The sequence below is a fragment of the Streptomyces durmitorensis genome (genome assembly GCF_023498005.1).
Taxonomy (GTDB): Bacteria; Actinomycetota; Actinomycetes; order Streptomycetales; family Streptomycetaceae; genus Streptomyces; species Streptomyces durmitorensis.
Window position 1 is genome coordinate 4943691 of record NZ_CP097289.1, and the last position, 25428, is coordinate 4969118.

A 25428-nucleotide genomic window follows, 5' to 3' on the forward strand; every position below is an offset into this window, starting at 1 on the left:
TACTCCGAGGGCTAGTTCGTGCCGATCTTCGCCAGCAGGTCCACGATCCGGCCCTGCACCTCGGTGCTCGTCGACCGCTCCGCGAGGAACAGCACCGTCTCCCCCGCCGCGAGCCGCGGCAGCTCCGTCTGGTCGACGGCGGCGGTGTAGACGACGAGCGGGGTGCGGTTCAACTGGCCGTTCGCGCGCAGCCAGTCGATGATCCCGGCCCTGCGGCGACGTACCTGCATCAGGTCCATCACCACCAGGTTCGGCCGCATCTGCGCCGCGAGCGTCACCGCGTCCGCGTCGCTCTCGGCCCGCGCCACCTGCATGCCACGCCGTTCCAGCGTCGCGGTCAGGGCGAGCGCGATCTCCTCGTGCTCCTCGATGAGCAGGACGCGCGGCGGGTGCTGCTCGCTGTCGCGGGGTGCGAGGGCCTTCAGGAGTACGGCGGGGTCGGCGCCGTACGCCGCCTCGCGCGTCGCCTGGCCGAGTCCCGCCGTGACCAGCACGGGAACCTCGGCGGCCACGGCGGCGGTGCGCAGCGACTGCAGGGCCGTACGCGTGATCGGTCCGGTCAGCGGGTCCACGAACAGGGCCGCGGGGAACGCCGCGATCTGGGCGTCGACCTCTTCGCGGGAGTTCACGATCACGGGACGGTAGCCGCGGTCGCTCAGCGCCTGCTGGGTGGTGACGTCGGGCGCGGGCCAGACGAGGAGGCGGCGCGGGTTGTCCAGCGGCTCGGGCGGCAGTTCGTCGTCCATCGGCTGCGGCTGGGGCCGGTTGGCGACCTCGACGGCACCGCCGGGACCGTCCAGCGGCTCCGGACCCTCGTCGGCGTCCTCGTCCGGTGCGCCTATGGCGTACGAGCGGCCGGTGCCCTCCGTGGAGGACCCGATACGGGACTGCGGCTGGGCCGGCGCCTGGGTCTGAGCCTGGGGCTGCGCCTGGGTCTGCGCCTGAGGGTGCGGGCGGGCCGCGGCCTCGGGGCGCTCTTCGGCCGCCGGGTCAGGGCGGGTGGAGAGCCTGCGACGACGACCGGAGCCACCGACGGACCCTCCGAGGGAGCCGCCGCCTCCGAGGGTGTGGGACTGCGACTGCCCAGGGTTTTGAGCCGGGGCCTGCTCGGGCAGCGGGCCCGCGCCCGCGGTGGGCTGCGGGGCCTGGGGCTTGGCCGGTGCCTGCGGCGGCACCGAAGCCTGCTGGGGTTGCTGGGGTTGCTGGGGCGGCTGCTGAGCCGGAGGTGTCTGCGGGGGCAGCGGAGGCTGCGGCGCCTGCGGGATCTGCGGATTCTGCGCTGCCGGTGCCGTCGGTGCCGCAGCCTGGCCCTGCTGCAGCCCGAGGCGGCGCTGCTGCTGCTCGGCGATCTGCTGGCCGAACGGCACGCCCTGCCCGAGCGTACGCACGCTGATCGCGCGCCCCTGCGTCGAGTTGGGGTCGCCGGGCGCGGCCTCGGCGGGCAGCGGCTGCGCGGCGCGCGCCTGCGTCCCGCGCTCGGGCGGGAGCGCGACGCCCCTGCCGGGTGTGTGGACGCCCCGCGCGGGGGTGCCTGTGCCTTCGCCGTACGTGGTGGCCTGCGAGGGAACGCCGGCGGGCGGGGTCCCTTGCGCGTCCCCCGCGGAACCGGCGGCCGCGGGCGCACCTGGGGCGGCCGGAGCGCTGAGTGCGCTGGGCGCACTGGGTGCACCAGGAGCGGCCGGAGCGGCCGGAGCTTCCGGCGCCGGACGGGACCGGCGGCGGCCCGTCGGCGCGTCCGCCGGGTGAGGCTGCGGCGGGGTGTGGTCGTCGGCCGGATCGTGCAGGGCCGCTTCGTGCTGACCCGTGTCGTCCTGGTCGGCCGAAGCGGGCGGCAGTGCGAAGACGCGCCCGCTGGGAGCCTCCTCGGCGGCGGCCCGCTCCTTGGCGGCGGCAAGCGCACGGCGGCGCCGCCCCGTCGGCCGGGGCGAGGCCTCGCCCGCGTCACCGGCGGAAGCAGCCGAACCGGCGACAGCCACAGCCGTCCCCGCCCCGGAGCCGCTTACCCCGGAGCCACCGGCCCCGGAACCCCCGGCGGCAGCACCCTCCTGCCCGCCACCGCCCGAAGGCAGCGCGGGCGGCAACGCCAACTGCTCATCACTGCCGCGCCGCGCCCGCTGCCCGGACGCTGCGGGGGCCACGCCCCCGGCGGGAACCGGCACGCCCTGCGGCGGCACCGTCTGCCCGAGAGCCGCCGACCCGGCCGCGTGCTCGGCAGCGGTCACGACGGAGCCCACGGAACCGGCCGACCCGGCAGAACCGGCAGAACCGGCGGAGCCCTCCGCGGCGCTGGGCCGACCACGCCGCCGCCCCGTACCACCAGAAGTCTGCGAACCCTGTGATCCCTGTGATCCCTGCGAACCCTCGGCCGACGCGGGCGCCCCCGGAGCCACCGGCACCTCGGCCGAAGCCGAGCCTGAACCCAAGCCCGAGCCCGAGCCCGAAGCCGCAGCCTCAGCAACAGCCTGCGCCTCAGCAGCTTCAGCAGCTTCAGCAGCTTCAGCGGCCTCCGCCGCACGCCGCCCCCGCCGCCGTCCGGTCCCGCTGGGCGAAGCTCCGCCTCCCGAGGTGGCACCCTCGGCATCCGAGCTCTCCAGGAAAGAGTCCACCGAAGGACCGGCGGCGCGCCGGGCCCGTCGCCGTCCGCCACCCGTGGCGGGCGAAGCCTGCGAGGGCACCACGACCGAAGAGCCGACGGAGGCACCGGCCGCCGCCTCAGAGGCAAGAGAAAGAGCAGGAGCAGAGGCAGCGGCAGAGGCAGCGGCAGCGGCGGAGGCAGGAGCAGAGGCAACAGCCGCCCCGCCCCCCGCACCGATCGGCACCTCAAGAACGTACGCATTGCCGCTCATCCCCGGCACCTCATGCGTCTGCAGCACGCCGCCGTGCGCCCGCACGATGCCCCGGACGATCGGCTCGTGCACCGGGTCTCCCCCGGCGTACGGTCCCCGCACCTCGATGCGGACGACCTCACCGCGCTGAGCGGCGGCCACGACCACGGTCGAGTCCACGTACCCACCGGGGGCCACGGCCGAAGGGGCCACACCGGCACGCGCGTTGCCCGTGGCGTCGATCCCCGCCACGTCGGCGACCAGGTGCGCGAGCGCCGTGGCGAGCCGCCCCGGGTCCACCTCGACCTCGATCGGCGGCGCGTGCACCGCGAACTGCGCGCGTCCGGGCCCGATCAGCTCGACCGCGCCCTCCACGCCGCTCGCGACGACGGCATCGAGCATGACCTTCACGCACGTCAGCTGATCCGCACCCGAGTCGAGCAACTGGAAGCCAAGGACATTGTCGACAAGCGTGGTGATGCGCGCGTACCCGGCGGAAAGATGATGGAGAACCTGATTCGCCTCGGGCCACAACTGCCCGGCGTCATCGGCGGCAAGGGCCGAAAGCTCACTCCGCAGCTCGTCCAGCGGCCCCCGCAACGACGACCCGAGCACGGCGAGCAGCTGCTCGTGCCGCGCGGCCAGAGCGTCGTACCGCGCCTTCTCGCGCTCGGTCAGCTCCTCGAACCGGTCCTTCTCGCGCTCGGCGAGCGCCGCGTACCGCTCCTGCTCGGCGGCGATCTCCTCCGCGCGCTGCTCGGCCGCGGCGGCCAGTTCCGCCGCGTGCCGCTCGGTGGCGGCCCGCAGTTCTTCCGTGCGCCGCTCGGTCGCGGCCTGCATCTCCTCGGCGTGCTGCGCGATCGCGGCCTCGTGCTCCTCGGCCAGCGCGTCGTAGGGCCGCCGGTCGGTGAACGTCATGACCGCGCCGACGAGCTGGTCCCCGTCCCGCACCGGCGCCGTGGTCAGGTCGACGGCGACCCGGTCGCCGCTCTTGGACCACAGGACCTGTCCGCGCACCCGGTGCTTGCGCCCGGAGCGGAGCGTGTCGGCGAGGGGGGACTCCTCGTACGGGAAGGGCTCACCGTCGGCGCGCGAGTGGAGCACCAGGTGGTGCAGCTCCTGCCCGCCCAGGTCGCTGGCCCTGAAGCCCAGTATCTGGGCGGCGGCCGGATTGACGAGGACGACCCGTCCGTCGGTGTCCGTCCCGACGACACCTTCGGCGGCGGCGCGCAGGATCATCTCGGTCTGCCGCTGGGAGCGCGCGAGTTCGGCCTCGGTGTCCACGGCGCCCGAAAGGTCGCGTACGACGAGCATGAGCAACTCGTCGCCGGTGTAGCCGTAATTGTCGTACGCGTCCCGGATGTCCTCGAGGTTCGAGCTGGTGACCTCGACGGGGAACTCGCTGCCGTCCGTGCGCCGCGCGATCATCCGCGTCGGCTTCGTACGCCCGCGCTCGTCGATGGATTCGGGCCTGCGCATCGATCCGGGAATGAGCCGGGAGTCGAACTCCGGCAACAGATCGAGGAGGCCACGGCCCACGAGGGCGGTGCCCGGCGTCTCGAACGCCTCGAGCGCGATCGCGTTCGCGTTCACGACGGTCCCGTTGGCATTCACGAGGACCAGCGCGTCCGGGAGCGCGTCGAGTATGGCTGCGAGGCGAGCAGCGCCTCGGGATGGCCTGCTGCTCACGACGACGCTTCCTCCCTGGTTACTGCTGCTTGCCGACTCGCCCAGGCCATCTTGCCCCGCGGCCCGCGGCGTGTCACGGGAGGGAGTCTACGGGGAGTGGTTGTGCGAGCGACGCCGGATGAGAGGGAGGTCGCACGCAGAAGATGTGAGGCTTCCGTACCGCCTGGTCACGACGGTGTGGCGGCCGGACGGATTCACGCGTGGCCGGAACCGGACTTGGCCGTGGCCGAAAGGGTTCGGCCGGGGCTAGGCGCCGGCCTCGGGCAGCACCGGGACGAGCTTGTCCCAGCGGGAGATCTCGCATCCGTTGCTGCGGTCGTACGTCGCGTCGACGGGCCGCCCGTTCCAGGTGCCCGTGATGTGCGCGGTGGCGGGACCGCCGTACTGCATGGTGCAGGCCGAGCCGGCCGGCGTGGGCGCGAAGGTGTCCTTGCCCCAGGTGCCCTGGTCGAGCTTCGAACACGCCTCCTCCGCCCGCGGGTGCGTGCCGCCCGCGGGGTGACACTCCAGCTCGAACGTCCCGTCCCGCCCGTCCCCGGCGTCGGTCACCTTCACCGTGAGCCGGTCGGGGGTCGACTCGGTCAACGGCGTCGACAGGTGCAGGGGCCCCATGTCGGCGTGGGCGACGACGGGCGCGGCGGACAGCGCGGCGACGGACGCGGCGGCGGTGAGGACGAGGCGGCGCAGCATGACGGGGCTCCACTGGGTGCGGGGTACCGGGTACGCGAACACGTACGGGCTCTACCGCGTCTAACGCCGTTGACGCCGCGACGTTGCGGGCGGGGAAAGACACTTTGCTCTGCGGGCCGCCCGACTAGTACCTTGGAAGCCGCGATTGGTGACACGCCACCCGGCTGTGTCATCATCTGCACGCACCCCTCGCGTTCGCGCAGGTGTGCAAGCTGGAGGCGTCGCCTAGTCCGGTCTATGGCGCCGCACTGCTAATGCGGTTTGGGACTTAAATCCCATCGAGGGTTCAAATCCCTCCGCCTCCGCTGCAAGATCCCGAAGCCCCGGTCCCCTGGACCGGGGCTTCGGCGTTTCGCTGCCCAGAAGCACGTTTCCGCAGGTCGCAAGCGGTGTGGTCAATGGATTTCACATGGCGGCGGCGGTCATGTAATGTTCTTCCTGTCGCCGCGAACGGGCCGAAAGGCCGGGGAGCGAAGGCAAACAAAAGAAAAACCAAGCACTCGTAGCTTAACGGATAGAGCATCTGACTACGGATCAGAAGGTTGCAGGTTCGAATCCTGCCGAGTGCACAGCAGACCAGAGGCCCTAGCGGGTAACCGCTAGGGCCTCTGGCGTTTGCGGTGACGGCAGTCGTTGACGGCAACCGCCCTGGATCGCGGCAGGCGACCTGGCTGGGGTGTAGATGCCCATCGTCACGCGGATGGAGCTGTGCCCGAGGATTTCCATGATGGTCCGGGCGCCGGAACCCTGCTCGTGCAGGAGTGAGGCGCAGGTGCGCCGAAGATCGTGGAAGCGGACCTGACGGATGCCCGCCCGGTTGCTCAGGGTCTCGAAGGCGCGGCTCAGGTTCCGGGGCTCGATCGGCGTCCCGTTGCGTGTGGTGAACGCAAGATCCGATGCCGTCCACTTCTCACCGTCCGCCAGCCGGTCGGGCCTCCGCTGAGCGCGGCGAGCCCGTAATGCCGTCCGGCACTCCTCTGGCAGCGCGAGCCGACGCGTGGAGCGGCGGGTCTTCGTCGGCGGTCAGCGACAGCTCACCGCCGACCCGCTGGAGGCTCTGCCGGATGTCGATCACGCCGTCCGCAAGATCGACGTCCTTCCAGGACAGCCCGAGGATCTCACCGCGGCGCAGGCCGAGCCGGACCGCCAGTTCGTACGCGGCCGACAGCCGATCCCTGCTGGCAGCCGCCCGTACCCGGCCCTCGCCGTGCAGTCGGTAATCCCCTCGCATCTGCTCGGGTCCCCACCGAGCCCGCAGAACGTGGGGGAGCCACGTCGATCGGCTTCGATCGGCTTCGATCGGTGAGGACGGGAGTCAGAGGAGAGTCGAGCTGGACGCCAAGGTGAAGCCGATGACCAGGCCACACGATCCGGAGTTCATGCAGATCAGCAGTGGGCCGGTGAACTGCCCCAACCGGGCGATTGCTTGGCGCATCAGGCTCGCCTCCAAGCCCGCCACGGGCGCGTGATGATCTCGCGATAGGTGTGGTGGGACGGGTGCTTGCCACAGTGTTCGAGGACCCAGGCCTGTGGCTCGGCGAAGTCCTCCCCAACCGGGGACATCTCGCCGTCGACCGCGCACTGCATGGCGTACGTCGCCGGTTCCGCGTCAGGTTCGCGATCGGGTTCGAGGGTCCACGTCTCGTACCGCAGTACAGCGCGCGGGCTCACCGACCCCACCGCCCATTGGCTACAGCCACTTTGGCGCTGAGCCCCTCCGCTTGACTGGGATGGCGGAGCGCATCGGGTGGGACGTCCCACTCCAGGCCCCCGCATGGCGGCCGGAGTTGCACATAGGGACCCTCATGTCCCATCACGACGCCCGCTTTGCCAGTGCGCTCATCCACCATGAGAACGCCGATAGTTGGAAGAGCCGCGTTGTCGGTCACTACTGCCTTCTCCTCGCCGCGGGAACGAACCGGATCGGAGCCAGGCCGCCGAATGACTCGGCAATCAGTCGGCATCCGTCCGTGCTCACGCGAAGAAGCATCAGGCGAACCGGTAGGACCTAGAAACCACCCCCAAACCCCACTTCAGGACGTCCCGCGTCGGGTAGAACGTCCCTAGTGCCGTCCCAAGACTCAGGGGGAGACTCATGCAGAACGAGAGACTACGTGCCGTCATGGCGGCCGGAGGCTGGACGTATGCCGCCCTCGCAAAGGCAGTTGAGGTGGACCCCAAGTCGGTTGAGCGATGGGTGAATTTGGGCCGTACGCCGCGCCGTGCCACAGCCTTACAGGCGGCTGAAGCCCTAGGAGAAGACGTGCACGCACTCTGGCCGGCACTTCGGCAGGCCCGCCCCGCCCGCGCGATCAGCCCGGAACTCGTTGCCCTCTATGAGCAGCGTGCAGACATCCCCGTGTCCACGTTCGTGGACATGATGACGCAGGCCCGCGAGCGCATCGACGTGTTGGTGTACGCGGCCGTCTTCCTGCACGAGGCGTACCCGCGGCTGAACGATCTGCTTCGTGAACGTGCCGCCGAGAGCTGCACCGTACGCATCGCGGTAGGCGACGCCGAAAGCTCGAACGTCCAGGCTCGCGGCCAGGAGGAGCGGTTCGGTCACGGCATCGAGTCCCGGTGCCGGCTGGCCCTGATGCACTACCGCTCTCTGGTCGGGGTATCTGGCATCGAAATAAGGACCCACGGAACGACGCTCTACAACTCCTTGTACCGCGCCGACGACCAGATGCTGATCAACGCTCACGTCTGGGGAGTGAACGCGTACGGCGCCCCGGTGTGGCATCTCCGTCGTAACGGGGATGGCGGCATGTTCGACACCTACGGCCAGAGCTTCGACGCGGTATGGGCGACGGCGGAGCCGGTACAGGAGGAGGAGTGACCATGTCGCGGACCGAGTACTACGACGACCCGAACGCACCCAAGCCGAACAGCATGGTTGTCGCGGCCTCAGCGGTCGTCACCGACGAGCACGGTCGCATCCTGCTTCAGCGACGCCGCGACAACGACCTCTGGGCGCTGCCCGGGGGCGGCATGGACCTCACTGACTCTCTGCCCGGTACTGCGGTCCGCGAGGTCAAGGAAGAGACCGGTCTCGACGTCGAGATCACGGGCCTCGTCGGTACGTACACCGACCCGAAGCACATCATCGAGTACACGGACGGCGAGGTCCGACGACAGTTCAACGTCTGCTTCACCGCCCGGGCCATCGGCGGTCAGCTCGCGATCTCCAATGAGTCAACTGAACTCCGGTTTGTCAGTCCGGAGGAACTCAAGGACTTGACGATGCACCACACTCAGCGGCTCAGGCTCCAGCACTTCCTGGAGCACCGCGAGCGACCGTATCTGGGCTGACGGCGACGGACCGTGGCCTAAGCGGTGGAACATCTGCAGGTACGGACAGGTGTGTTGATGCTGCCCGGGATATCTGTGGTGTCATCTCGGCTGTGAGAGTCTGACGGCGTGTCTGGACGCCTGGGTGGCCCCGAACCTTCACAGCGTTTCTCTGACGAGCAGATCGTCAACTGGTTGATTGACGAGTGCCGAGACGCAGGGAACCGTGTCTCGGCCCTGACCACTTCGGGTGACCGGATCCTCGCTGCAGGCAGCACCGTGATCGCACTGCTGGCCACCATCGCTGTCGGCGGGGGCAAAGGCTACCTACTGATGTGGCTGCCCCTAGGCGTTTCCATCGTCATCGTCTACGGGCTCTATCTGAACAACATGACCCGAGCACTGATCGGCTACAAGATCGGTCTTGAGAAGGAGATCGAGAAGCGAGTTGGTGTCCCACTGATCACGTGGCAATCCCGGGTCAACGTTCGGGCCGGCAGCAGCCATCACGTGAAGAGTCTGCTTCTTATGGGGGCGGTCGTGTACGCGGCGAGCGCAGGACTCGGCCTCAGCCAGGCCTTTCACACGTTGGTGTCCGGCGCCTGGGGCCAAGAGCGAGCGTGGCTGTACATAGCGCTGACAAGCGTAAGCATCATCCTCGGTACCGCTGTCATCTGCTACTGCCTGTGGATCCAGCGCGGCACCCGCAAGGCCACGGAACAGCAGGTCACAAGCATGTTCACCGCCACTGGGCGGCCCAACAATTTATGAGGCAACCCGTGGAGTAGCTCCCTATGGCTAGGTCGCGTTTCATTGGGACTCCCTCTTGGCTATCGTTCCTGCAACCTCACCTTGGATTTACGCAATGATTGATGACGGCCCAGCTTACAAAGGGCTGTTGCATTGTTCCGTTAAGCGATTTGATCTCGGCCTCTCGGCGCGGCCGTGGCCTCCCGATCGCAGTAGCCAGGATTGGGGAACATACTGGCAAATGCGTTTCTGATGCACACTCTTCCGAGTCGGTCTGGGTGTGCGAAAATTGATTGAAGCAGCAAAAATTTCGACTGAAGTTCAAGCCCGACCGTTCGAGGTTCCTTCGCACCGTTGCGTGGTAACTCGCGCAGGAGAGTTGCGCTGGCCGCCGTCTGAGGCTGGTGTAGTCGCGATCAGCCAGACTGCTGTGCTGAGGCCAGACTGGCGCAAGGCAGGAGCAGGTGACGTTAGAGCTGAGATTGACGGCAGTTCTGACGGCAACGACGGCACACAATCACGCATGGTCGCTTAACTGAGCGATCAAGGCCGGAGCTGGACAGTCCCTCGCCTGTGGATTTGCCCGATCCTACGGATCAGAAGGTTGCAGGTTCGAATCTTGCCGAGTGCACAGGCTGAGAGGCCCCGGACGAGAGTCCGGGGTCTCTTTCGTGTGGCCCCTGTGCGGGTCAGGCCGCCAGCTTCGTGGTCGGGGTCGTCTCGGGGTGGTTCTGTGTGACCCGGCGGGGCCTCGTCGGGATTCCGAGCAGGGGGTTGGCCACGCCCCAGGCCGCGCCCTTGCAGATCAACTCCTTGTAGACGGCGGCGAGCCGGCCCGTCAGGGCGCTGCGGACCGCGCGGTCGTCGGCGGTGACGTACTGGATCAGGCCGTCCTTGCGGCCCAGCGAGATGCACTGGTTGAAGTAGCGCATCGGGGTCTTCGGGATCTTGCCGCCGGTCAGGCGGGCCGCGATGGCGTCCGCGGCCTGCCATGCCATCGGGGTGCCCGTGGCGCAGGACATCCGCAGCGGCTTGTCGCCGGGGCCCATCGCCATGGCCGCGTCGCCGACCGCGTACACGTCCGGGTGCGAGACCGAGCGCATGGTCCGGTCGACCACGATCTGGCCGGTGTCGGTGACGTCAAGCGTGGTGGCCCGTGCGATGGGGTGGACCGCGAAGCCGGTGGTCCACACGGTGACCGCGGCCGGGATGGACGTGCCGTCGGCCGTGGTGACGGCGTCGGGCGTCACGCCGGTGACGGCTGCCTGCTCGTGTGCGGTGATGCCGAGCCTCGCGAAGACCTTCCGTACGTGGGCGCGGCCCTTGGGCGAGAGCCAGTCGCCGAGTCCGCCGCGGGCGGCGAGGGTGACGTCGAGGTCCGGGCGGGCCTCGGCGATCTCGGTCGCGGCCTCCAGACCGGTGAGGCCGCCGCCGACGACGACCACGGGCTGCCCCGCGTCCAGGCCGGCCAGGCGCTCGCGCAGCCGCAGTGCTCCGGGGCGCCCTGCGAGCTCGTGGGCGTGCTCGGCGGTGCCGGGGACGCTCTGGGCGTTCCAGCCGCTGCCGAGGGCGTAGACCAGGGTGTCGTACGGAAGTTCCTCCGCGCCCTGCTCGTCGCTGACGGCGACCGTCTTGGCGTCGACGTCGACGCCGGTGACCTTGGCGAGCCGCAGTTCCACGCCGGTGTTCGCGAACATCTCGCTGAAGGGCCGGGGCCTGAGGTCCTGGCCGACCGTCAGCTGGTGCATCCGGACGCGCTCGACGAAGTCGGGCTCGGCGTTGACGAGGGTGATGGCGACATCCTCGCGGCTCAACCGCTTGGCAAGGCGCCCGGCGGCGATGGCTCCGGTGTATCCGGCTCCGATGACGACGATGCGGTGCTTCATTTTCCTGCTCCTGTCATCAGCTCTTCAGCGGGTTCGTCACTTGAACCGGGTAGCCCGCTGTTTCCTGACAGGTGTGTGGTGTGAAGCACGTCACATCATGGGCAGGGGGGAGGACAGGTGGTCAGAAGGCCTTTAGCAAGGGGTCTCCGTGGTCCCTGGTCGCCCACTGCCGGGTCGCGCGTTCGAGCTTGTCGGGGTTCACCTGGTTGCGGAACGCGACGATGCCCTCGTCGGTGATCTCCAGGCACATGACGCCGACGACCCGGTCGTCGACGACCACCACGACGGCGGGGGCGCCGTTGGCGGTCGAGATGTAGATGTCGGGTGAGCCGCCGACGTAGGCGCGCTTGGCCTCGCTGGGCTTGAACAGGCCCCGCATGAACTTCGCGACCGCGACAGCGCCCTCGAACGCCTTGGCGCGCGCCGGGACCTTGCCGCCGCCGTCGCCGATGGAGATGGCGTCCTCGGTGAGCAGCCGCACGAGCGGCTCGGTCCGGCCGCTGGTGGCGGCCGCGAGGAACTCCTCGACGATCCGCTGGGCGGCGGCCTCGTCGATCTCGGTGCGGGGCTTGCCGGCCGCGACGTGCTTCTTGGCGCGGTGGAAGATCTGCTGGCAGGCGGACTCGCTGATGTCGAGGATCTCGGCGACCTCCCGGTGCGGATAGCCGAAGGCCTCCCGCAGCACGTACACCACACGCTCGTTGGGCGAGAGGCGCTCCATGAGGGTCAGGACCGCGTACGAGACCGATTCGCGCTGTTCGACGGTGTCGGCGGGGCCGAGCATCGGGTCGCCGGCGAGCAGCGGCTCGGGCAGCCACTGGCCCACGTAGGTCTCGCGCCGGGCGCGGGCCGATGTGAGCTGGTTGAGGCACAGGTTGGTGAGGACCTTCGTCAGCCAGGCCTCGGGGACCTCGATGCGGTCGACGTCGGCGGCCTGCCAGCGCAGGAACGTGTCCTGCACAGCGTCCTCGGCGTCGCTCGCGGAGCCGAGGAGGCGGTAGGCGATGGCCTCCAGGCGGGGCATGAAGGCCTCGAACCGGTCCGTGTCGTTCATGGTCACAGCCATGTTCCGGATCCTAGCCCGCACGGCGCGCGGCGCCCTCGGGTCCTGGAAGTCCGGGCCATATTGACATGCTCGGCACAATGGTCCGGACCAATCTTGCAGAGGATGCGACGTCCGACGGGAGTGATGACGTGGTGTGGAGAAGGCGAGGCCGAGTCCTGGCCGTGCTCGTGGCGGTCGCGTTGCTCTGCGGGGTGGGCGGGGTCAATTCCTTCGCGGCGCCCAGCGGCCTCAAGGGTGGGGAGGCCAGCGGCCCCAAGGGTGCGGAGGCCAGCGGCCCCGATGGTGGGGAGGCCGGGGGTCCCCATGGTGGGGAGGAGCGGGGCAAGGGCCGATTCGTCGTCAGCGAGCGGCAGTTCGAGCGGATGTTCCCCGAGCGGGACTCCTTCTTCACGTACGAGGGTCTCGTCGAGGCGACTCGCGCCTATCCCGAGTTCGCGCGGACGGGGAGCCGGACGGTGCGGCGGCAGGAGGCCGCCGCCTTCCTGGCCAACGTCAGCCATGAGACCGGCGGCCTTTTCTACGTGGTGGCGCAGGACGAGTCGACCTATCCCGTCTTCTGCGACAAGACCCAGCCCTTCGGGTGCCCGGCCGGGGAGTCCGCGTACTACGGGCGGGGCGCGATCATGCTGAGCTGGAACTTCAATTACAAGGCCGCCGGGGACGCGCTGGGGATCGACCTGCTCAATGACCCGTGGCTGGTGGAGCGCGATCCGAAGGTGGCCTGGATGACCGCCCTTTGGTACTGGAACACCCAGACCGGGATGGGCACCCTGACCGGGCACGAGGCCATGGTGCTGAAGAAGGGCTTCGGCGAGACCATCCGCAGTCTCAACGGGCCCGAGTGCGACGGAGGGCGGCCCGAGCAGGTGAAGCACCGGGTCGGGCTCTACCGGGACTTCGTACGGGTGTTGCATGCCACGCCCGGACGGCACCTGAGTTGCTGAGCCGGGGCGCGAGACTGTCCCCATGGAGTGGCGTAGTGCGGGGCTGAGCTGGGCGGACCGGGAGCGGCCCGTGCTCGTGTGGGAGCGCGGGGACGTCAGCCCGCTGGTCGTGGGGCGGCGCGTGGGGTTCCGGGCCCTGGGACGGCGGGAGTGCGTGGGGGCGCGGGGGAACGCGTGCCCCGTCGCCGCCGTCGTGCCGGGGCGGGGGACCCAGGCGCGGTGTGCCGAGTGCGCGCGCCTCGACCGGGCGCACTCGGTGGCCGCCGACACCATCGCCGACGATCCGCGGACCTACCGCGTCTATCTCGCGTGGTTCGGCGCCGGGATGGTGAAGGTCGGGATCACCCGTGAGGAGCGGGGAGCGACTCGGCTGCTCGAACAGGGGGCCGTCGCCTTCGTCTGGCTGGGGCGCGGGCCCCTGATGGCCGCGCGACGGGCCGAGGAGCTGCTGCGGGTCGCCCTCGGGGTGCCGGACCGGATCTCGTACGCCAGGAAGCGGGCCGTCAGGGCCGCCTTGCCGGGCGTGGAGGAGCGGCGGCGTGAGCTGGAGCGGATGTATGGCTTCGCCCTCGCGCTCGACGGGTGGCCCGAGTCGCTGGAGCGGGTGGCGCTGGGGGAGCGCGGTGCGGGGGGCCGCAATGTGGTCGACCACGGTGTGGTCGACCACGGTGAGCTGTTCGGGGTGGAGCGGCTCGGGGGCGTCGGCGGGTTCGCCGTCACCGAACTCGTCGACGGCGGTGTGGTGCTGGGGGATCTTGTCGCCGTGGCCGGGCCCGATTTGTATCTCGATGACGGTGGGTTCGGCGGGGGCGACGGGCGTCTTGTCGTGCTCGACAGCAGGCTGCTGCGGGGATGGCGGCTCGAAGGGGCCAGGGGCGCGGAACGTACGACTGTTCCCGTGCGGGAGGTTCCCGTGGTGCAGGGCGGGCTCTTCTGAGTCTCGGGCGGAGCGGCGTACGGGGTCTCGGGCGGAGCGGCGTACGGGGTCTCGGGCGGAGCGGCGTACGGGGTCTCGGGCGGAGCCGCGTACGGAGCTTCGTCCCGATCAAGCTGACCGGATGGTCAAGTCTCGCTGCCCGTACGGCAATGAAGGCGGGGAGAGGGTGGACAGGCGGGTGGGGCGCGGCCGAGTCTGGGGACATGAGTGATCAGTCCGTTGCACCTGTTCCCCCCTTCGAACCGCCCTACTACGCCGTCGTGTTCACCTCGCTGAGGACCACCGCCGAAGACGGCCACGACGACGGCTATGACGACGGCCACGACGACGGCTATGACGCGACCGGGGCCCGCATGGACGAGCTCGTCGCCTCCGTGCCCGGCTTCCTCGGCATGGACTCCGCGCGGACGCCCGGCGGGCTCGGCATCACCGTCGGGTACTTCCGGGACGAGGACGCGATTCTGCGGTGGCGCGGCGATGCCGAGCACCGCACGGCCCAGAAGCGCGGGCGCACTGAGTGGTACGACCAGTACGTCGTCCATGTCGCCAAGGTGGAGCGGAGTCACGGCTTTGAACGGGTATGAGGGCGAAGGCAACGGCCATGACGGTGAAGGCAGGGCCGTCCGCGACTTCTGGGAGCGGCTCGGACTGCCCGGCCTCATCGACGTGCACACGCACTTCATGCCCGAGCGTGTGCTGGCCAAGGTGTGGGACTACTTCGATTCCGCCGGACCGCTGACCGGCGTGCAGTGGCCCATCGCCTATCGGCACGAGGAGGAGCAACGGCTCGCGCTGCTGCGGGAGTTCGGGGTGCTCGCCTTCACGTCGATGGTCTATCCGCACAAGGCGGGTATGGCGCAGTGGCTCAATGGATGGGCCGCCGATTTCGCCCACCGGACGGACGACTGTCTGCACACGGCGACCTTCTTCCCCGAGCCGGGGGTGGAGGCGTATGTGCGGGATGCCGTCGATGCCGGGGCCCGGATCTTCAAGTCCCATGTGCAGGTGGGGGGTTACGACCCGAACGACCCCGCGCTCGTGCCCGTCTGGGGGCTGCTCGCCGAAGCCGGGATCCCGGTCGTCGTGCACTGCGGGTCGGGGCCCGCGCCGGGCAAGCACACCGGGCCCGAGCCGATCGGGCGGCTGCTCGCGCGGCACCCACGGCTGCGGCTCGTGGTGGCGCACATGGGCATGCCGGAGTACGTCGACTTCCTGGACCTTGCCGAGCGGTACGGCGAGGTCAGGCTGGACACGACCCTGGCGTTCACCGACTTCTGCGAGGAGCTCTCGCCGTTCCCGCGCGCGCAGCTGCCGCGGCTCGCCGATCTGGGGGACCGGATCCTGCTGGGCTCGGACTTTCCCAACACCCCGCACGCGTACGTTCATCAGCTGCACGCGCTGGAGCGGCTCGGCCTGGGGGACGAGTGGCTGCGGGCGGTGTGCCACGGGAACGCGGCCCGGCTCTTCGGGCTGCCGGGCGCCGCCGTCTAGCGCGGGGGCGTTTCTCAGGGAATTCACAGGTTCTGGCAAGAGCACTCTCAGGGCCGCGCCGCAGGCTGTGTGCCATGACTACGACCTCGCCCCAGGGGCGTACCGAACTGCTCAGGGCGGACGGGAGCCCCGTCCGCGTGCTCGTCGTCGACGACGAGGTGTCGCTGACCGAGCTGCTCTCCATGGCCCTGCGCTACGAGGGCTGGCAGATCCGCAGCGCGGGGGACGGCGCCGGTGCGGTGCGCGCCGCCCGCTCCTTCCGGCCCGACGCCGTGGTGCTCGACATGATGCTGCCGGACATGGACGGCCTCGCCGTGCTCGGACGGCTGCGGCGCGAGCTGCCCGACGTGCCGGTGCTCTTCCTGACGGCCAAGGACGCCGTCGAGGACCGGATCGCCGGGCTCACCGCCGGGGGCGACGACTACGTCACCAAGCCCTTCAGCCTGGAGGAAGTCGTCGCGCGCCTGCGCGGGCTCATCCGCAGGGCCGGGGCCTCCGACCGGCGCAGCGAGTCCGTCCTCGCCGTCGGTGACCTCACCCTCGACGAGGACAGCCACGAGGTGACGCGGGGCGGGGACTCCATCCACCTCACCGCCACCGAGTTCGAGCTGCTGCGGTTCCTGATGCGCAACCCGCGGCGCGTGCTCAGCAAGGCGCAGATACTCGACCGTGTGTGGAACTACGACTTCGGGGGCCAGGCCAACGTCGTCGAGCTCTACATCTCGTATCTCAGGAGGAAGATCGACGCCGGGCGTGAGCCGATGATCCACACCCGGCGCGGTGCCGGATATCTGATCAAGGCCGCGCCTTCGACCGAGGTGGCCGCCGCCTCATGAGACGGCGGCGGCAGCCGCGGTCGCTGCGGACGCGGCTCGTCGTCTCGGCGGTGGCGCTGATCGCCGTCGTCTGCGCGGTGATCGGCACGGTGACGACCATCGCGCTGCGCTCCCACCTGTACGACCAGCTGGACGGCACGCTCGGCACGGTCGCGATGCGCGCGTCGGGTCCGCTGCCGAAGCCGGGGGCCGACGACCACGGTGCGCCTTCCCTGGACCAGGGCGATCCGCTGCGGTTCGTCTCCAAGGGGCCCCAGGAGATCGGCACCGTCGGGGCCGTCGTCGAGGACGACGGCTCGGTCGGCCAGGCCCTGGTCAGCAGGGATCCGGACAGCGGCAGCTTCGAGCCGCGGACCGACCAGCTCGACGCGGCGCAGTCCGACGCGCTCGGCTCCGTGCCGCGGGACGGGCAGGAGCACAACGTCGAGATCCCGGGCCTCGGCGACTACCGCGTGAAGTACGCGACAGGACCCAACGGCGACTTCCTCGTCGGCATCCCCACCACCAAGGTGCAGAACACCCTCGAAACGCTGATCATCGTCGAGGTCAGCGTCACCGCCGCGGGCCTGGTCGCCGCCTCGCTCGCCGGTGCGGCCATGGTCGGCGTCGCCCTTCGCCCGCTGCGCCGGGTCGCGACGACCGCGACCCGGGTCTCCGAACTCCCGCTGCACAGCGGCGAGGTGACGCTGTACGAACGCGTCCCCGACACGGAGCCGAACACGGAGGTCGGGCAGGTGGGCGCCGCGCTCAACCGCATGCTCGACCATGTGCACTCCGCGCTGCACGCGCGCCAGGAGAGCGAGACGCGGGTACGCCAGTTCGTCGCGGACGCCAGCCACGAGCTGCGTACGCCGCTTGCCTCGATCCGCGGATACGCCGAACTGACGCGCCGGGGGCGGGAGTCGACGGGACCCGACACGCGGCACGCGCTCGGCCGGATCGAGTCCGAGGCACAGCGGATGACGGGGCTTGTGGAGGACCTGCTGCTGCTCGCCCGGCTCGACGAGGGGCGCGGTGGTGGCGACACCGGCGGACCAGGTGCCCGACTGCCGCTCTCGTACCAGAGCACTGATCTCTCACCGCTGGTCGTGGACACCGTGAGCGACGCGCGCGCCGCGGGTCCCGAGCACGTCTGGTCCCTTGAACTGCCGGACGAGCCCGCGCTCGTCCTCGCGGACGCGGCCCGCCTCCAGCAGGTCGTCGTCAACCTCCTCGCCAACGCGCGTACGCACACGCCCCCTGGCACGAAGGTCACCGCACGCGTGCGCCGTGCCGGACCCGGCGTCTGCCTGGAGGTCGAGGACGACGGCCCCGGCATCGCCCCCGCCCTCCTCCCCCACGTCTTCGAACGCTTCGCCCGCGGCGACGCCTCGCGCTCCCGCAACGCCGGATCCACGGGGCTCGGCCTCGCCCTCGTGCAGGCCATCGTCGCGGCGCACGGCGGTGGTGTGACGGTGGAGAGCGTGCCGGGGCGGACGGTGTTCACGGTGACGCTTCCTACGGAATCCGTGCAGGTCAGCGGCCCCGGGCGGGACTCACAGGCGGGCCACAGGCTCACCACACAGGCCTGACAGACCACTTGGCGAATGTCGGTGTCATGCAAACCGACTCTTCCCCGGGCGGCGCTTGCTCGGTCCCTCTGCCGGCGCGGGCCCACCTTCCCGCCGGATGGCGCGATGTGCCCGTCCTGGACATCGTGATCCCCGTCTACAACGAGGAGAAGGATCTGGGGCCGTGCGTGCTGCGCCTGCACGACCATCTCGTACGCACCTTCCCCTACCCCTTCCGGATCACCATCGCGGACAACGCGTCCACGGACCGCACCCCCGAGGTGGCGGCGCGGCTCGCGGAATCGAGCGAGGAGGTCCGCTACACGCGCCTCGAACAGAAGGGGCGCGGGCGTGCCCTGCGCGCCGTGTGGTCCGCATCGGACGCCCCCGTCCTCGCCTACATGGACGTGGACCTGTCCACCGACCTCAACGCGCTGCTCCCGCTGGTGGCCCCGCTGATCTCCGGGCACTCGGACCTGGCGATCGGCTCCCGGCTCGCGCGCAGCTCGCGCGTGGTGCGCGGCCCCAAGCGGGAGTTCATCTCGCGCAGCTACAACCTCATCCTGCGCGGCTCCCTGCACGCGCGCTTCTCCGACGCCCAGTGCGGTTTCAAGGCGATCAGGGGTGACGTGGCGGGGGTGCTGCTTCCGCTGGTCGAGGACACCGGGTGGTTCTTCGACACGGAGATGCTGGTACTCGCCGAGCGCGCGGGCCTGCGCATCCACGAAGTGCCGGTCGACTGGGTCGACGACCCGGACTCCACGGTCCACCTGGTCAGGACGGCCACGGACGACCTCAAGGGGGTGTGGCGGGTCGGGCGCGCCCTCGCGGTCGGCGCGCTCCCGCTCGACCGCCTCGCGCGCCCCTTCGGGGACGACCCGCGCGACCGGCAGCTGACCGGCGTGCCGGGCGGCCTCGCCCGCCAGCTGGTCGGCTTCTGCGTGGTCGGCGCGCTCTCCACGCTCTTCTATCTGCTCCTGTACTCCGGCTTCCGTACGTTCTCGGGGTCGCAGGTGGCCAACGCGCTGGCCCTCCTGGTGTCCGCGGTCGCCAACACCGCGGCCAACCGCCGGCTGACCTTCGGGGTGCGTGGCCGTGACCGCGCGATGCGCCACCAGGCGCAGGGCCTGGTCGTCTTCGGCATCGGGCTCGCCCTGACCAGCGGCTCACTCGCCGCCCTGGGCGCGGCGTCGGGCGACCCGTCCCACTCCACGGAACTCGCCGTCCTGATAGCGGCCAACCTCGCGGCGACGGTGCTGCGGTTCCTGCTGCTGCGGGCCTGGGTGTTCCCGGACCCGGACCGCGGCCCCGACACCGCGCCGCCGGACGCCCCGTCCTCGTACGAACCCACCTACGCACACGACCCGAGGAACGCACGATGACGACGACTTCCCACCCGCCCGCGCCGCTGCACGCGGCGCCGGGCGAGCGTGCCCACCGGAGTCCGCGCACCCTGCCCGCGCGGCTCTGGCGCGGACGCCCCGACGACCCGCGCTGGGCGCGCCCCGCCTTCCTCGGCCTGCTGCTCGCGACCGCGGTCCTCTACTTCTGGAACCTCAGCGCGTCCGGCTACGCCAACTCCTTCTACTCCGCGGCCGTCCAGGCGGGCAGCCAGAGCTGGAAGGCGATGTTCTTCGGCTCGCTCGACGCGGGCAACGCGATCACCGTCGACAAGCCCCCGGCCGCGCTCTGGCCGATGGCACTGTCCGTACGCCTCTTCGGGCTCAACTCCTGGGCGGTGCTCGCCCCGCAGGTGCTCATGGGGGTCGCGACGGTCGGCGTCCTGTACGCGGCCGTGCGCCGCCGCTTCAGCCCCGCGGCCGGGCTCATCGCGGGCGCGGTGCTCGCGCTCACGCCCGTCGCCGCGCTGATGTTCCGGTTCAACAACCCGGACGCGATCCTCGCGCTCCTGATGACCGTCACCGTGTACTGCGTGCTGCGCGCCCTGGAGAACGGCCGCACCAAGTGGCTGGTGTGGGCGGGCGTCGCGGTCGGCGCGGCCTTCCTGGCCAAGACGCTCCAGGCGTTCCTGATCCTGCCGCCGCTCGCGGTCCTGTACGCGGTGTGCGCGCCCGTGCGGCTGCGCAAGCGCTTCGGCCAGCTCGCCCTCTCCGGCCTCGCGATGATCGCCGCCGGTGGCTGGTGGGTGGCGATCGTGGAGCTGTGGCCCGCGTCCTCGCGCCCGTACATCGGCGGATCCCAGAACAACTCCTTCCTTGAGCTGACCTTCGGCTACAACGGCCTCGGCCGCATCAACGGCGAGGAGACCGGCAGCGTCGGAGGGGGCGGCGGCCCCGGCGGTGGCGGCCAGTGGGGCGAGACCGGGCTCGGGCGGATGTTCGGCTCGGAGGTCGGCAGCCAGATCTCCTGGCTGATCCCCGCCGCGCTGATCCTCCTCGTCGGCGGCATCGTCCTCACCTGGAAGGCCCGCAGGACCGACACCGCGCGCTCGGCGTTCGTGGCGTGGGGCAGCGCCCTGCTGATGACGGCGGCCGTCTTCAGCTTCATGGCGGGGATCTTCCACCAGTACTACACGATCGCCCTCGCCCCCTACATCGCGGCGCTGATCGGCATGGGCGCCACGGTCCTGTGGGAGGAGCGCGCCAAGTGGTGGGCGGGCGCGCTGCTCGGCGTGAGTGTCGCGGGGACGGCGTGGTGGGGGTACGTCCTGCTCGGCCGTACGCCCGACTACGTGCCGTGGCTGCGCTGGGCGGTGCTCGTCGGCGGCCTCGTGGGCGCGCTCGGCCTGCTGCTCGCGGCCCGGCTCGGGCGCCAACTGGCCATCGCGGCGGTGGGACTGAGCCTCGCCGCATCCGTGGCGGGTCCCGTCGCGTACACGCTCTCCACCGTGAACAGCGCGCACACCGGGTCGATCGTGACCGCGGGGCCGGCTTCGGCGGGGCGGATGGGCGGCGGTCCCGGCGGGGGCGGTCCCGGCGGCGGCAAGGGCGGGGGCGGCGGGATACAGCCGCCCGGCCAGCAGGGTCAGCAGGGCCAGAACGGCAAGCAGGGCAACAACGCCATGCAGCCCCCGACGGGCGGTCAGAACGGCGGCGGCATGGGCCAGCCCCCCGGCCAGACCGGCAAGCAGGGCACCAACTCCCAGGGCCAGCAGGGCAAGCAGCAAGGCGGCCGTACCGGCGAGCGCGGCGGCATGGGCGGAGGCGGCGGCATGGGCGGCCTCCTCGACGGCGCCCAGGTGAGCAGCAAGGCCAAGAAGCTCCTGGAGGCGAACGCCGAGGACTACACCTGGTCGGCGGCGGCCATCGGCTCGCAGAACGCCGCGAGCTACCAGCTCGCCACCGGTGACCCGGTGATGGCCATCGGCGGCTTCAACGGCAGCGACCCGTCCCCGACCCTCGCGCAGTTCAAGCAGTACGTCGAGGACGGGAAGATCCACTACTTCATCTCGGGCGGCGGCATGGGAGGCGGCATGGGCGGCGACAGCGGCACCTCCTCCAAGATCACCTCATGGGTGGAGGACACCTTCAAGAAGGTCACGGTCGGCAGCGCGACCTTCTACGACCTGACCCAGCCGAAGAGCTGACGCGGTTCGGACGACGACGACGGGGCCGACCGCAACCAGCGGTCGGCCCCGTCGTCGTCCGAATGTCTGCCGGAAACCGTCTTGTACGCCGTACGGGACATGCTTTACGGTGTACATCGCTGTCCGCACGTACACCGTATAAGCAGAAGGAGAGGGAGGCATGACGGCAACGACGACCGCCGAGACCCCCACAGCCCCACAAGGGCACCCCCAGCGCTGGCTGATCCTCGGCGTCATCTGCCTCGCCCAGCTCACCGTCCTCCTGGACAACACCGTCCTCAACGTCGCCATCCCCTCCCTCACCGAGGAACTGGACGCGTCCACGGCCGACATCCAGTGGATGATCAACGCCTACTCGCTCGTCCAGTCCGGCCTGCTGCTCACCGCGGGCAGCGCGTCCGACCGCTACGGCCGCAAGAAGATGCTCACCGCGGGCCTCGTGCTCTTCGGCGTCGGTTCGCTCGTCGCGGGCCTCTCCCAGTCCTCCGGGCAGCTCATCGCCGCGCGGGCCGGAATGGGCATCGGCGGCGCACTCCTGATCACCACCACGCTCGCGGTGGTCGTGCAGATCTTCGACGACAGCGAGCGGATGAAGGCGATCGGCCTCTGGTCGACCGTCAACTCCCTCGGCTTCGCGCTCGGCCCGCTGATGGGCGGGGTCATGCTCAACCACTTCTGGTGGGGCGCGATCTTCCTGATCAACATCCCCGTCGTGCTGCTCGCGCTCGCCGCAGTCGTCAAGCTGGTCCCCGAGTCCAAGAACCCGCAGGGCGACCGTCCCGACCTGCTCGGCGCGCTGCTCTCCACCATCGGCATGGCCTCGGTCGTCTACGCGATCATCTCCGGCCCCGAGCACGGCTGGACGTCGACGCAGGTGCTCGTCGCGGCGGCGGTGGGCGTGGTCGTCCTGGGCGTCTTCGTCTTCTGGGAGCTGCGGATCCCGTACCCCATGCTGGACATGCACTTCTTCCGCAACCAGCGCTTCATCGGCGCGGTCGCGGGCGCCATCCTGGTCGCCTTCGGCATGGGCGGCTCGCTGTTCCTGCTCACCCAGCACCTCCAATTCGTCCTCGGGTACGAGCCGTTGGAGGCGGGCCTGCGCACGGCGCCGCTCGCGGTGACCGTCGTGGCGCTGAACCTCACTGGCCTCGGCGCGCGCCTCCTCAAGCGCACGAGCACCCCCGCGACGATCGCCATCGGCATGACCCTGCTCTCCGCGGGCCTCGCGGCGATCGCCCTGCTCGGCGGCGACAACTACACCGGGATGCTGACCGGCCTCATCGTGATGGGCGCGGGCATCGCGCTCGCCATGCCCGCCATGGCCAACGCGATCATGAGCGCGATCCCGCCGGAGAAGGCGGGCGTGGGCGCGGGCGTCAACGGCACGCTCGCGGAGTTCGGCAACGGTCTGGGCGTCGCCGTGCTCGGCGCTGTCCTGAACTCACGGTTCGCCTCACTCGTCACGGTCTCCGCGGTCTCGCTGCCTGCGGCGCTCGCGGCCGCGGGATCGGACACCGAACGCACCAGGATCGCCGACGCGTTCTCCTCGGGCCTGGAGGCCAGCCAGCTGGTGGGCGCGGTGGCCGTGCTCGTCGGGGGTCTGCTGGCAGCCGCGTTGCTGAAGCGCGCGGAGAGGGCAGACTCAGCGAAGGCGGACCGCGCCGCGGCGTCCGCATAGCATCGACGGGTGGGCGACGGACTGGCTGATTCCGTGTCGTCGCCCGCCCCGCACGACCGGTATGAGTACCGGTGACAAGAGCTCATGACCAGGAAGGTGCGCCATGGCGAAGGCAGCCGACCGCGCGAAGCGCCCCGCGCGGACCAGCGTCTGGCTGGAGGGCAAAGCCCCCCGGAACGGCGCGGGCCGCAGGAGTGATCAGCCGTCGGGCCTCGACCGGGACCGCATCACCGAGGTCACGGTCCGCCTCCTGGACGAGGAGGGCCTCGCCAAGTTCTCCATGCGGCGCCTTGCGGCGGAACTGAACGTCACGGCGATGTCCGTGTACTGGTACGTCGACACCAAGGACGACCTTCTTGAACTCGCCCTGGACGCGGCCGCCGGGGAGATGACCCTGCCCGACCCGGATGTGGACTCGTCCGAGGGGTGGCAGGAGAGGCTGCGCGAACTGGCGCAGGAGTACCGGGAGTTGCTGGTCAGGCACCCCTGGGTGTCGCCGCTCGTCGGCAACTTCCTCAACATCGGCCCGAACTGGATCAAGTTCGCGCTCGCCGTGCAGGTGGTGGTCCGCGGGACCGGCCTGCCGACGGAGAAGCAGGCCGGTGCGATCGCCGCGGTCTTCCAGTTCGTGTACGGATTCGGCACGGTCCAGGGCCACTACATCGCGCGGTGCACAGCGGCGGGGCTCACTCCCGAGGAGTACTTCAAGGAGGCCATGGGCGCGGTCAGCGCTCATCCGGGGCTTGAGGAGACCCTGCACAGCTCCGCCGACATGATGGAGGCGCGGGGCGGGTCCACGGTCGAGGAGATGTGGGAGCTGGACTTCAGGGTGGCGCTCGACCTGCTGGTGGCGGGCATCGAGGCCACCCTGTAGCGGACCTCTGGACCTCTGGACCTCTAGGCCTCTAGGCCTCTGGACCTCTAGGCCTTCGAAGCGGGGAAGCCCCCGGTGGCCACCGGGCCCCACCGCTCCGGGGTGATCCGGATGATGGACTTGCCCTGCTTCACCATGGCCTCGCGGTACTCGTCCCAGTCCGGGTGCTCACCGGAGATGTTCCGGAAGTACTCGACGAGCGGCTCCACCGACTCCGGGGAGTCGATGACCTCGGCCGTGCCGTCGATCTGGACCCACGGGCCGTTCCACTCGTCGCTCAGCACGATGATGCTGACCCGCGGATTCCGCTTGGCGTTCCGCGTCTTGGCCCGCTCCGGATAGGTGGACACCACGATCCGCCCGGAGTCGTCGACCCCGCAGGTCAGGGGGGATCCCTGCGGGGTCGCGTCCGCGCGGGCGGTCAGCAGGACGGCACGGTGCCTGGGCCGGACGAAGTCCAGCAACTCGTCCAGGGACACGGTGGTGTTGCTAGCGATATTGGGAGCCATGAACGCACCCTAATCCCGCACGCACCGCTAGGCCTGGGGGAGGGAATCCCCTTGGACCGCCTGGATGTCCAGCTCCACCCGCAGCGTCGTGCCGATCGCCGAGATCCCCGCCTGCACCACCTGGTTGTAGTTCATCGCGAAGTCCTCCCGGCGCAGCTCCGCCGTGGCCCGGAACGCCGCGCGGGTCCCGCCCCAGGGGTCCGCCCCGGTGCCGAGGTAGCTCAGGTCCAGGTCGACCGGCCGTACGACACCGTGCATCTGGAGTTCGCCGTGCACCGTCCAGCGGTCCGAACCCGCCGGGGTCAGGCCCGTCGAGCGGTACGTCAGCTCCGGGTACTGCTCGACGTCCAGGAAGTCGGGCGACTTCAGGTGGCCGTCGCGCATGCCGTTGCCGGTGTCGATGGACGCCGACCGGATGACCGCCTCCACGCGCGACTTCTCCACGTCCTCGGCGATCTCCACCCGCCCCCCGAACTCCGTGAACCGCCCGTGCACGCTGGTGATCCCCAGGTGCTGGGCGACCGCGCCCACGGTCGAGTGCGCCGGGTCGATGGTCCAGGGCCCTGGCGGCGGCAGCTCGGTGCCGCCCTGCCGGGCCAGGACGATGTTGCCCACATCGGCACGGCCGCTCGCCGTGACGAGGGCGGTCGAGGCCACGGGCGCGTAGCCGACCGCGGTGACGATCACGGTGTACGGGCCGGGAGGCAGGTCGGCCGCATCGCGCACCGCGCCTTCCTCGTCCGCCGCGGCGCGCAGCACCTGCGCGCCGGTCATGTCCGTCAGGGTGACGACGGCGTGCGACACCGCCCACCCGTCACGCGTCCGGATCCGAGCGCTGAGTCCCATCCCGTTTTTCTCCTTG

General features: G+C 70.4%; 23 protein-coding genes and 2 tRNA genes. 15 read left to right on the forward strand and 10 right to left on the reverse strand.

The window, feature by feature from the left end; translation table 11 throughout:
* Positions 1 to 11 precede the first annotated feature (11 nt).
* Both M4V62_RS22145 and M4V62_RS22150 read right to left on the reverse strand, forming a co-directional pair.
* Positions 12 to 4514 carry a PAS domain-containing protein gene (locus tag M4V62_RS22145; RefSeq protein ID WP_249588984.1) on the reverse strand — a complete coding sequence of 1501 codons (4503 nt, stop codon included), beginning with the start codon at positions 4512 to 4514 and terminating at the stop codon, positions 12 to 14.
* 246 nt (positions 4515 to 4760) lie between these two features.
* The gene (locus M4V62_RS22150) at positions 4761 to 5204 is read right to left on the reverse strand and encodes an SSI family serine proteinase inhibitor (protein ID WP_249592932.1); all 444 of its coding nucleotides are present in this window, start codon (positions 5202 to 5204) and stop codon (positions 4761 to 4763) included.
* 214 nt (positions 5205 to 5418) lie between these two features.
* On the opposite strand from M4V62_RS22150, the gene M4V62_RS22155 reads away from it, so the two are divergent.
* Together M4V62_RS22155 and M4V62_RS22160 are read left to right on the forward strand one after the other, a co-directional pair.
* A tRNA-Ser gene (locus M4V62_RS22155) sits at positions 5419 to 5509 on the forward strand.
* Between the two features lie 191 nt (positions 5510 to 5700).
* A tRNA-Arg gene (locus tag M4V62_RS22160) sits at positions 5701 to 5773 on the forward strand.
* Between the two features lie 16 nt (positions 5774 to 5789).
* Here the strand turns inward: M4V62_RS22160 and M4V62_RS22165 are convergent.
* The 4 genes from M4V62_RS22165 to M4V62_RS22180 form a co-directional block, all read right to left on the reverse strand.
* On the reverse strand, positions 5790 to 6188 hold the full coding sequence (locus M4V62_RS22165; RefSeq protein WP_249592933.1) for a site-specific integrase: 399 nt from the start codon (positions 6186 to 6188) through the stop codon (positions 5790 to 5792).
* Complete coding sequence (locus M4V62_RS22170; RefSeq protein WP_249588985.1) at positions 6115 to 6435, reverse strand: tyrosine-type recombinase/integrase; 321 nt, start codon at positions 6433 to 6435, stop codon at positions 6115 to 6117. Before M4V62_RS22170 ends, M4V62_RS22165 begins: the two co-directional genes overlap by 74 nt.
* Positions 6436 to 6638: 203 nt before the next feature.
* Positions 6639 to 6884, reverse strand: a complete 246-nt coding sequence (locus M4V62_RS44070) for a DUF7848 domain-containing protein (protein WP_249588986.1) — start codon at positions 6882 to 6884, stop codon at positions 6639 to 6641.
* Positions 6872 to 7054 carry a hypothetical protein gene (locus tag M4V62_RS22180; RefSeq protein WP_249592934.1) on the reverse strand — a complete coding sequence of 61 codons (183 nt, stop codon included), beginning with the start codon at positions 7052 to 7054 and terminating at the stop codon, positions 6872 to 6874. Before M4V62_RS22180 ends, M4V62_RS44070 begins: the two co-directional genes overlap by 13 nt.
* Before the next feature lie 245 nt (positions 7055 to 7299).
* Here M4V62_RS22180 and M4V62_RS22185 point away from each other — a divergent pair, with 245 nt between their 5' ends.
* From M4V62_RS22185 to M4V62_RS22195, 3 genes are all read left to right on the forward strand, one after another.
* Positions 7300 to 8046 (forward strand): helix-turn-helix transcriptional regulator, encoded by a 747-nt coding sequence (locus M4V62_RS22185; RefSeq protein ID WP_249588987.1) that lies wholly within the window; start codon positions 7300 to 7302, stop codon positions 8044 to 8046.
* A 2-nt stretch (positions 8047 to 8048) separates the two neighbouring features.
* Entirely contained in the window at positions 8049 to 8519 is a 471-nt protein-coding gene (locus M4V62_RS22190) for an NUDIX domain-containing protein (RefSeq protein WP_249588988.1), read from the forward strand.
* 108 nt (positions 8520 to 8627) lie between these two features.
* On the forward strand, positions 8628 to 9269 hold the full coding sequence (locus M4V62_RS22195) for a hypothetical protein (RefSeq protein WP_249588989.1): 642 nt from the start codon (positions 8628 to 8630) through the stop codon (positions 9267 to 9269).
* A 668-nt stretch (positions 9270 to 9937) separates the two neighbouring features.
* Here M4V62_RS22195 and M4V62_RS22200 read toward each other — a convergent pair.
* A complete protein-coding gene (locus M4V62_RS22200) occupies positions 9938 to 11134 on the reverse strand; it encodes an NAD(P)/FAD-dependent oxidoreductase (RefSeq protein ID WP_249588990.1) in 1197 nt (398 codons plus the stop codon).
* A 121-nt stretch (positions 11135 to 11255) separates the two neighbouring features.
* Complete coding sequence (locus tag M4V62_RS22205; protein WP_249588991.1) at positions 11256 to 12200, reverse strand: RNA polymerase sigma-70 factor; 945 nt, start codon at positions 12198 to 12200, stop codon at positions 11256 to 11258.
* Positions 12201 to 12328: 128 nt separating this feature from the next.
* Between M4V62_RS22205 and M4V62_RS22210 the strand changes: the two genes are divergently transcribed.
* The 10 genes from M4V62_RS22210 to M4V62_RS22255 all read left to right on the forward strand — a co-directional run bounded on the left by M4V62_RS22210 (position 12329) and on the right by M4V62_RS22255 (position 24057).
* Positions 12329 to 13144, forward strand: a complete 816-nt coding sequence (locus M4V62_RS22210; protein ID WP_249588992.1) for a chitinase — start codon at positions 12329 to 12331, stop codon at positions 13142 to 13144.
* A 22-nt stretch (positions 13145 to 13166) separates the two neighbouring features.
* Positions 13167 to 14081, forward strand: coding sequence for a DUF2797 domain-containing protein (locus M4V62_RS22215; RefSeq protein ID WP_249588993.1), 915 nt, complete (start codon positions 13167 to 13169; stop codon positions 14079 to 14081).
* Between the two features lie 203 nt (positions 14082 to 14284).
* Positions 14285 to 14665, forward strand: a complete 381-nt coding sequence (locus M4V62_RS22220; RefSeq protein ID WP_249588994.1) for an antibiotic biosynthesis monooxygenase family protein — start codon at positions 14285 to 14287, stop codon at positions 14663 to 14665.
* Positions 14622 to 15572, forward strand: coding sequence for an amidohydrolase family protein (locus M4V62_RS22225; protein WP_425575111.1), 951 nt, complete (start codon positions 14622 to 14624; stop codon positions 15570 to 15572). Before M4V62_RS22220 ends, M4V62_RS22225 begins: the two co-directional genes overlap by 44 nt.
* Positions 15573 to 15646: 74 nt before the next feature.
* A complete protein-coding gene (locus M4V62_RS22230) occupies positions 15647 to 16408 on the forward strand; it encodes a response regulator transcription factor (protein WP_249588996.1) in 762 nt (253 codons plus the stop codon).
* Positions 16405 to 17979 (forward strand): sensor histidine kinase, encoded by a 1575-nt coding sequence (locus M4V62_RS22235; protein WP_249588997.1) that lies wholly within the window; start codon positions 16405 to 16407, stop codon positions 17977 to 17979. The genes M4V62_RS22230 and M4V62_RS22235 overlap by 4 nt, the downstream gene beginning before the upstream one ends.
* Before the next feature lie 26 nt (positions 17980 to 18005).
* A complete protein-coding gene (locus M4V62_RS22240; RefSeq protein ID WP_249588998.1) occupies positions 18006 to 19340 on the forward strand; it encodes a bifunctional glycosyltransferase family 2/GtrA family protein in 1335 nt (444 codons plus the stop codon).
* Entirely contained in the window at positions 19337 to 21505 is a 2169-nt protein-coding gene (locus M4V62_RS22245; RefSeq protein WP_249588999.1) for an ArnT family glycosyltransferase, read from the forward strand. The genes M4V62_RS22240 and M4V62_RS22245 overlap by 4 nt, the downstream gene beginning before the upstream one ends.
* 160 nt (positions 21506 to 21665) lie before the next feature.
* Positions 21666 to 23183, forward strand: coding sequence for an MFS transporter (locus tag M4V62_RS22250; protein WP_249589000.1), 1518 nt, complete (start codon positions 21666 to 21668; stop codon positions 23181 to 23183).
* A gap of 103 nt (positions 23184 to 23286) precedes the next feature.
* Entirely contained in the window at positions 23287 to 24057 is a 771-nt protein-coding gene (locus M4V62_RS22255; protein ID WP_249589001.1) for a TetR/AcrR family transcriptional regulator, read from the forward strand.
* 47 nt (positions 24058 to 24104) lie between these two features.
* Here M4V62_RS22255 and M4V62_RS22260 read toward each other — a convergent pair whose 3' ends face one another.
* A complete protein-coding gene (locus tag M4V62_RS22260) occupies positions 24105 to 24566 on the reverse strand; it encodes a PPOX class F420-dependent oxidoreductase (RefSeq protein WP_249589002.1) in 462 nt (153 codons plus the stop codon).
* Between the two features lie 27 nt (positions 24567 to 24593).
* Positions 24594 to 25412 (reverse strand): YceI family protein, encoded by an 819-nt coding sequence (locus tag M4V62_RS22265; RefSeq protein ID WP_249589003.1) that lies wholly within the window; start codon positions 25410 to 25412, stop codon positions 24594 to 24596.
* Positions 25413 to 25428 lie beyond the last annotated feature (16 nt).

Coding starts and splice junctions, on each gene's coding strand:
- M4V62_RS22150 (WP_249592932.1), bottom strand. CDS start 5,204: ATGCTGCGCCGCCTCGTCCTCACCGCCGCCGCGTCCGTCGCCGCGCTG.
- M4V62_RS22170 (WP_249588985.1), bottom strand. CDS start 6,435: ATGCGAGGGGATTACCGACTGCACGGCGAGGGCCGGGTACGGGCGGCT.
- M4V62_RS22180 (WP_249592934.1), bottom strand. CDS start 7,054: ATGGTGGATGAGCGCACTGGCAAAGCGGGCGTCGTGATGGGACATGAG.
- M4V62_RS22185 (WP_249588987.1), top strand. CDS start 7,300: ATGCAGAACGAGAGACTACGTGCCGTCATGGCGGCCGGAGGCTGGACG.
- M4V62_RS22190 (WP_249588988.1), top strand. CDS start 8,049: ATGTCGCGGACCGAGTACTACGACGACCCGAACGCACCCAAGCCGAAC.
- M4V62_RS22200 (WP_249588990.1), bottom strand. CDS start 11,134: ATGAAGCACCGCATCGTCGTCATCGGAGCCGGATACACCGGAGCCATC.
- M4V62_RS22205 (WP_249588991.1), bottom strand. CDS start 12,200: ATGGCTGTGACCATGAACGACACGGACCGGTTCGAGGCCTTCATGCCC.
- M4V62_RS22215 (WP_249588993.1), top strand. CDS start 13,167: ATGGAGTGGCGTAGTGCGGGGCTGAGCTGGGCGGACCGGGAGCGGCCC.
- M4V62_RS22220 (WP_249588994.1), top strand. CDS start 14,285: ATGAGTGATCAGTCCGTTGCACCTGTTCCCCCCTTCGAACCGCCCTAC.
- M4V62_RS22225 (WP_425575111.1), top strand. CDS start 14,622: ATGTCGCCAAGGTGGAGCGGAGTCACGGCTTTGAACGGGTATGAGGGC.
- M4V62_RS22230 (WP_249588996.1), top strand. CDS start 15,647: ATGACTACGACCTCGCCCCAGGGGCGTACCGAACTGCTCAGGGCGGAC.
- M4V62_RS22235 (WP_249588997.1), top strand. CDS start 16,405: ATGAGACGGCGGCGGCAGCCGCGGTCGCTGCGGACGCGGCTCGTCGTC.
- M4V62_RS22240 (WP_249588998.1), top strand. CDS start 18,006: ATGCAAACCGACTCTTCCCCGGGCGGCGCTTGCTCGGTCCCTCTGCCG.
- M4V62_RS22245 (WP_249588999.1), top strand. CDS start 19,337: ATGACGACGACTTCCCACCCGCCCGCGCCGCTGCACGCGGCGCCGGGC.
- M4V62_RS22250 (WP_249589000.1), top strand. CDS start 21,666: ATGACGGCAACGACGACCGCCGAGACCCCCACAGCCCCACAAGGGCAC.
- M4V62_RS22255 (WP_249589001.1), top strand. CDS start 23,287: ATGGCGAAGGCAGCCGACCGCGCGAAGCGCCCCGCGCGGACCAGCGTC.
- M4V62_RS22260 (WP_249589002.1), bottom strand. CDS start 24,566: ATGGCTCCCAATATCGCTAGCAACACCACCGTGTCCCTGGACGAGTTG.
- M4V62_RS22265 (WP_249589003.1), bottom strand. CDS start 25,412: ATGGGACTCAGCGCTCGGATCCGGACGCGTGACGGGTGGGCGGTGTCG.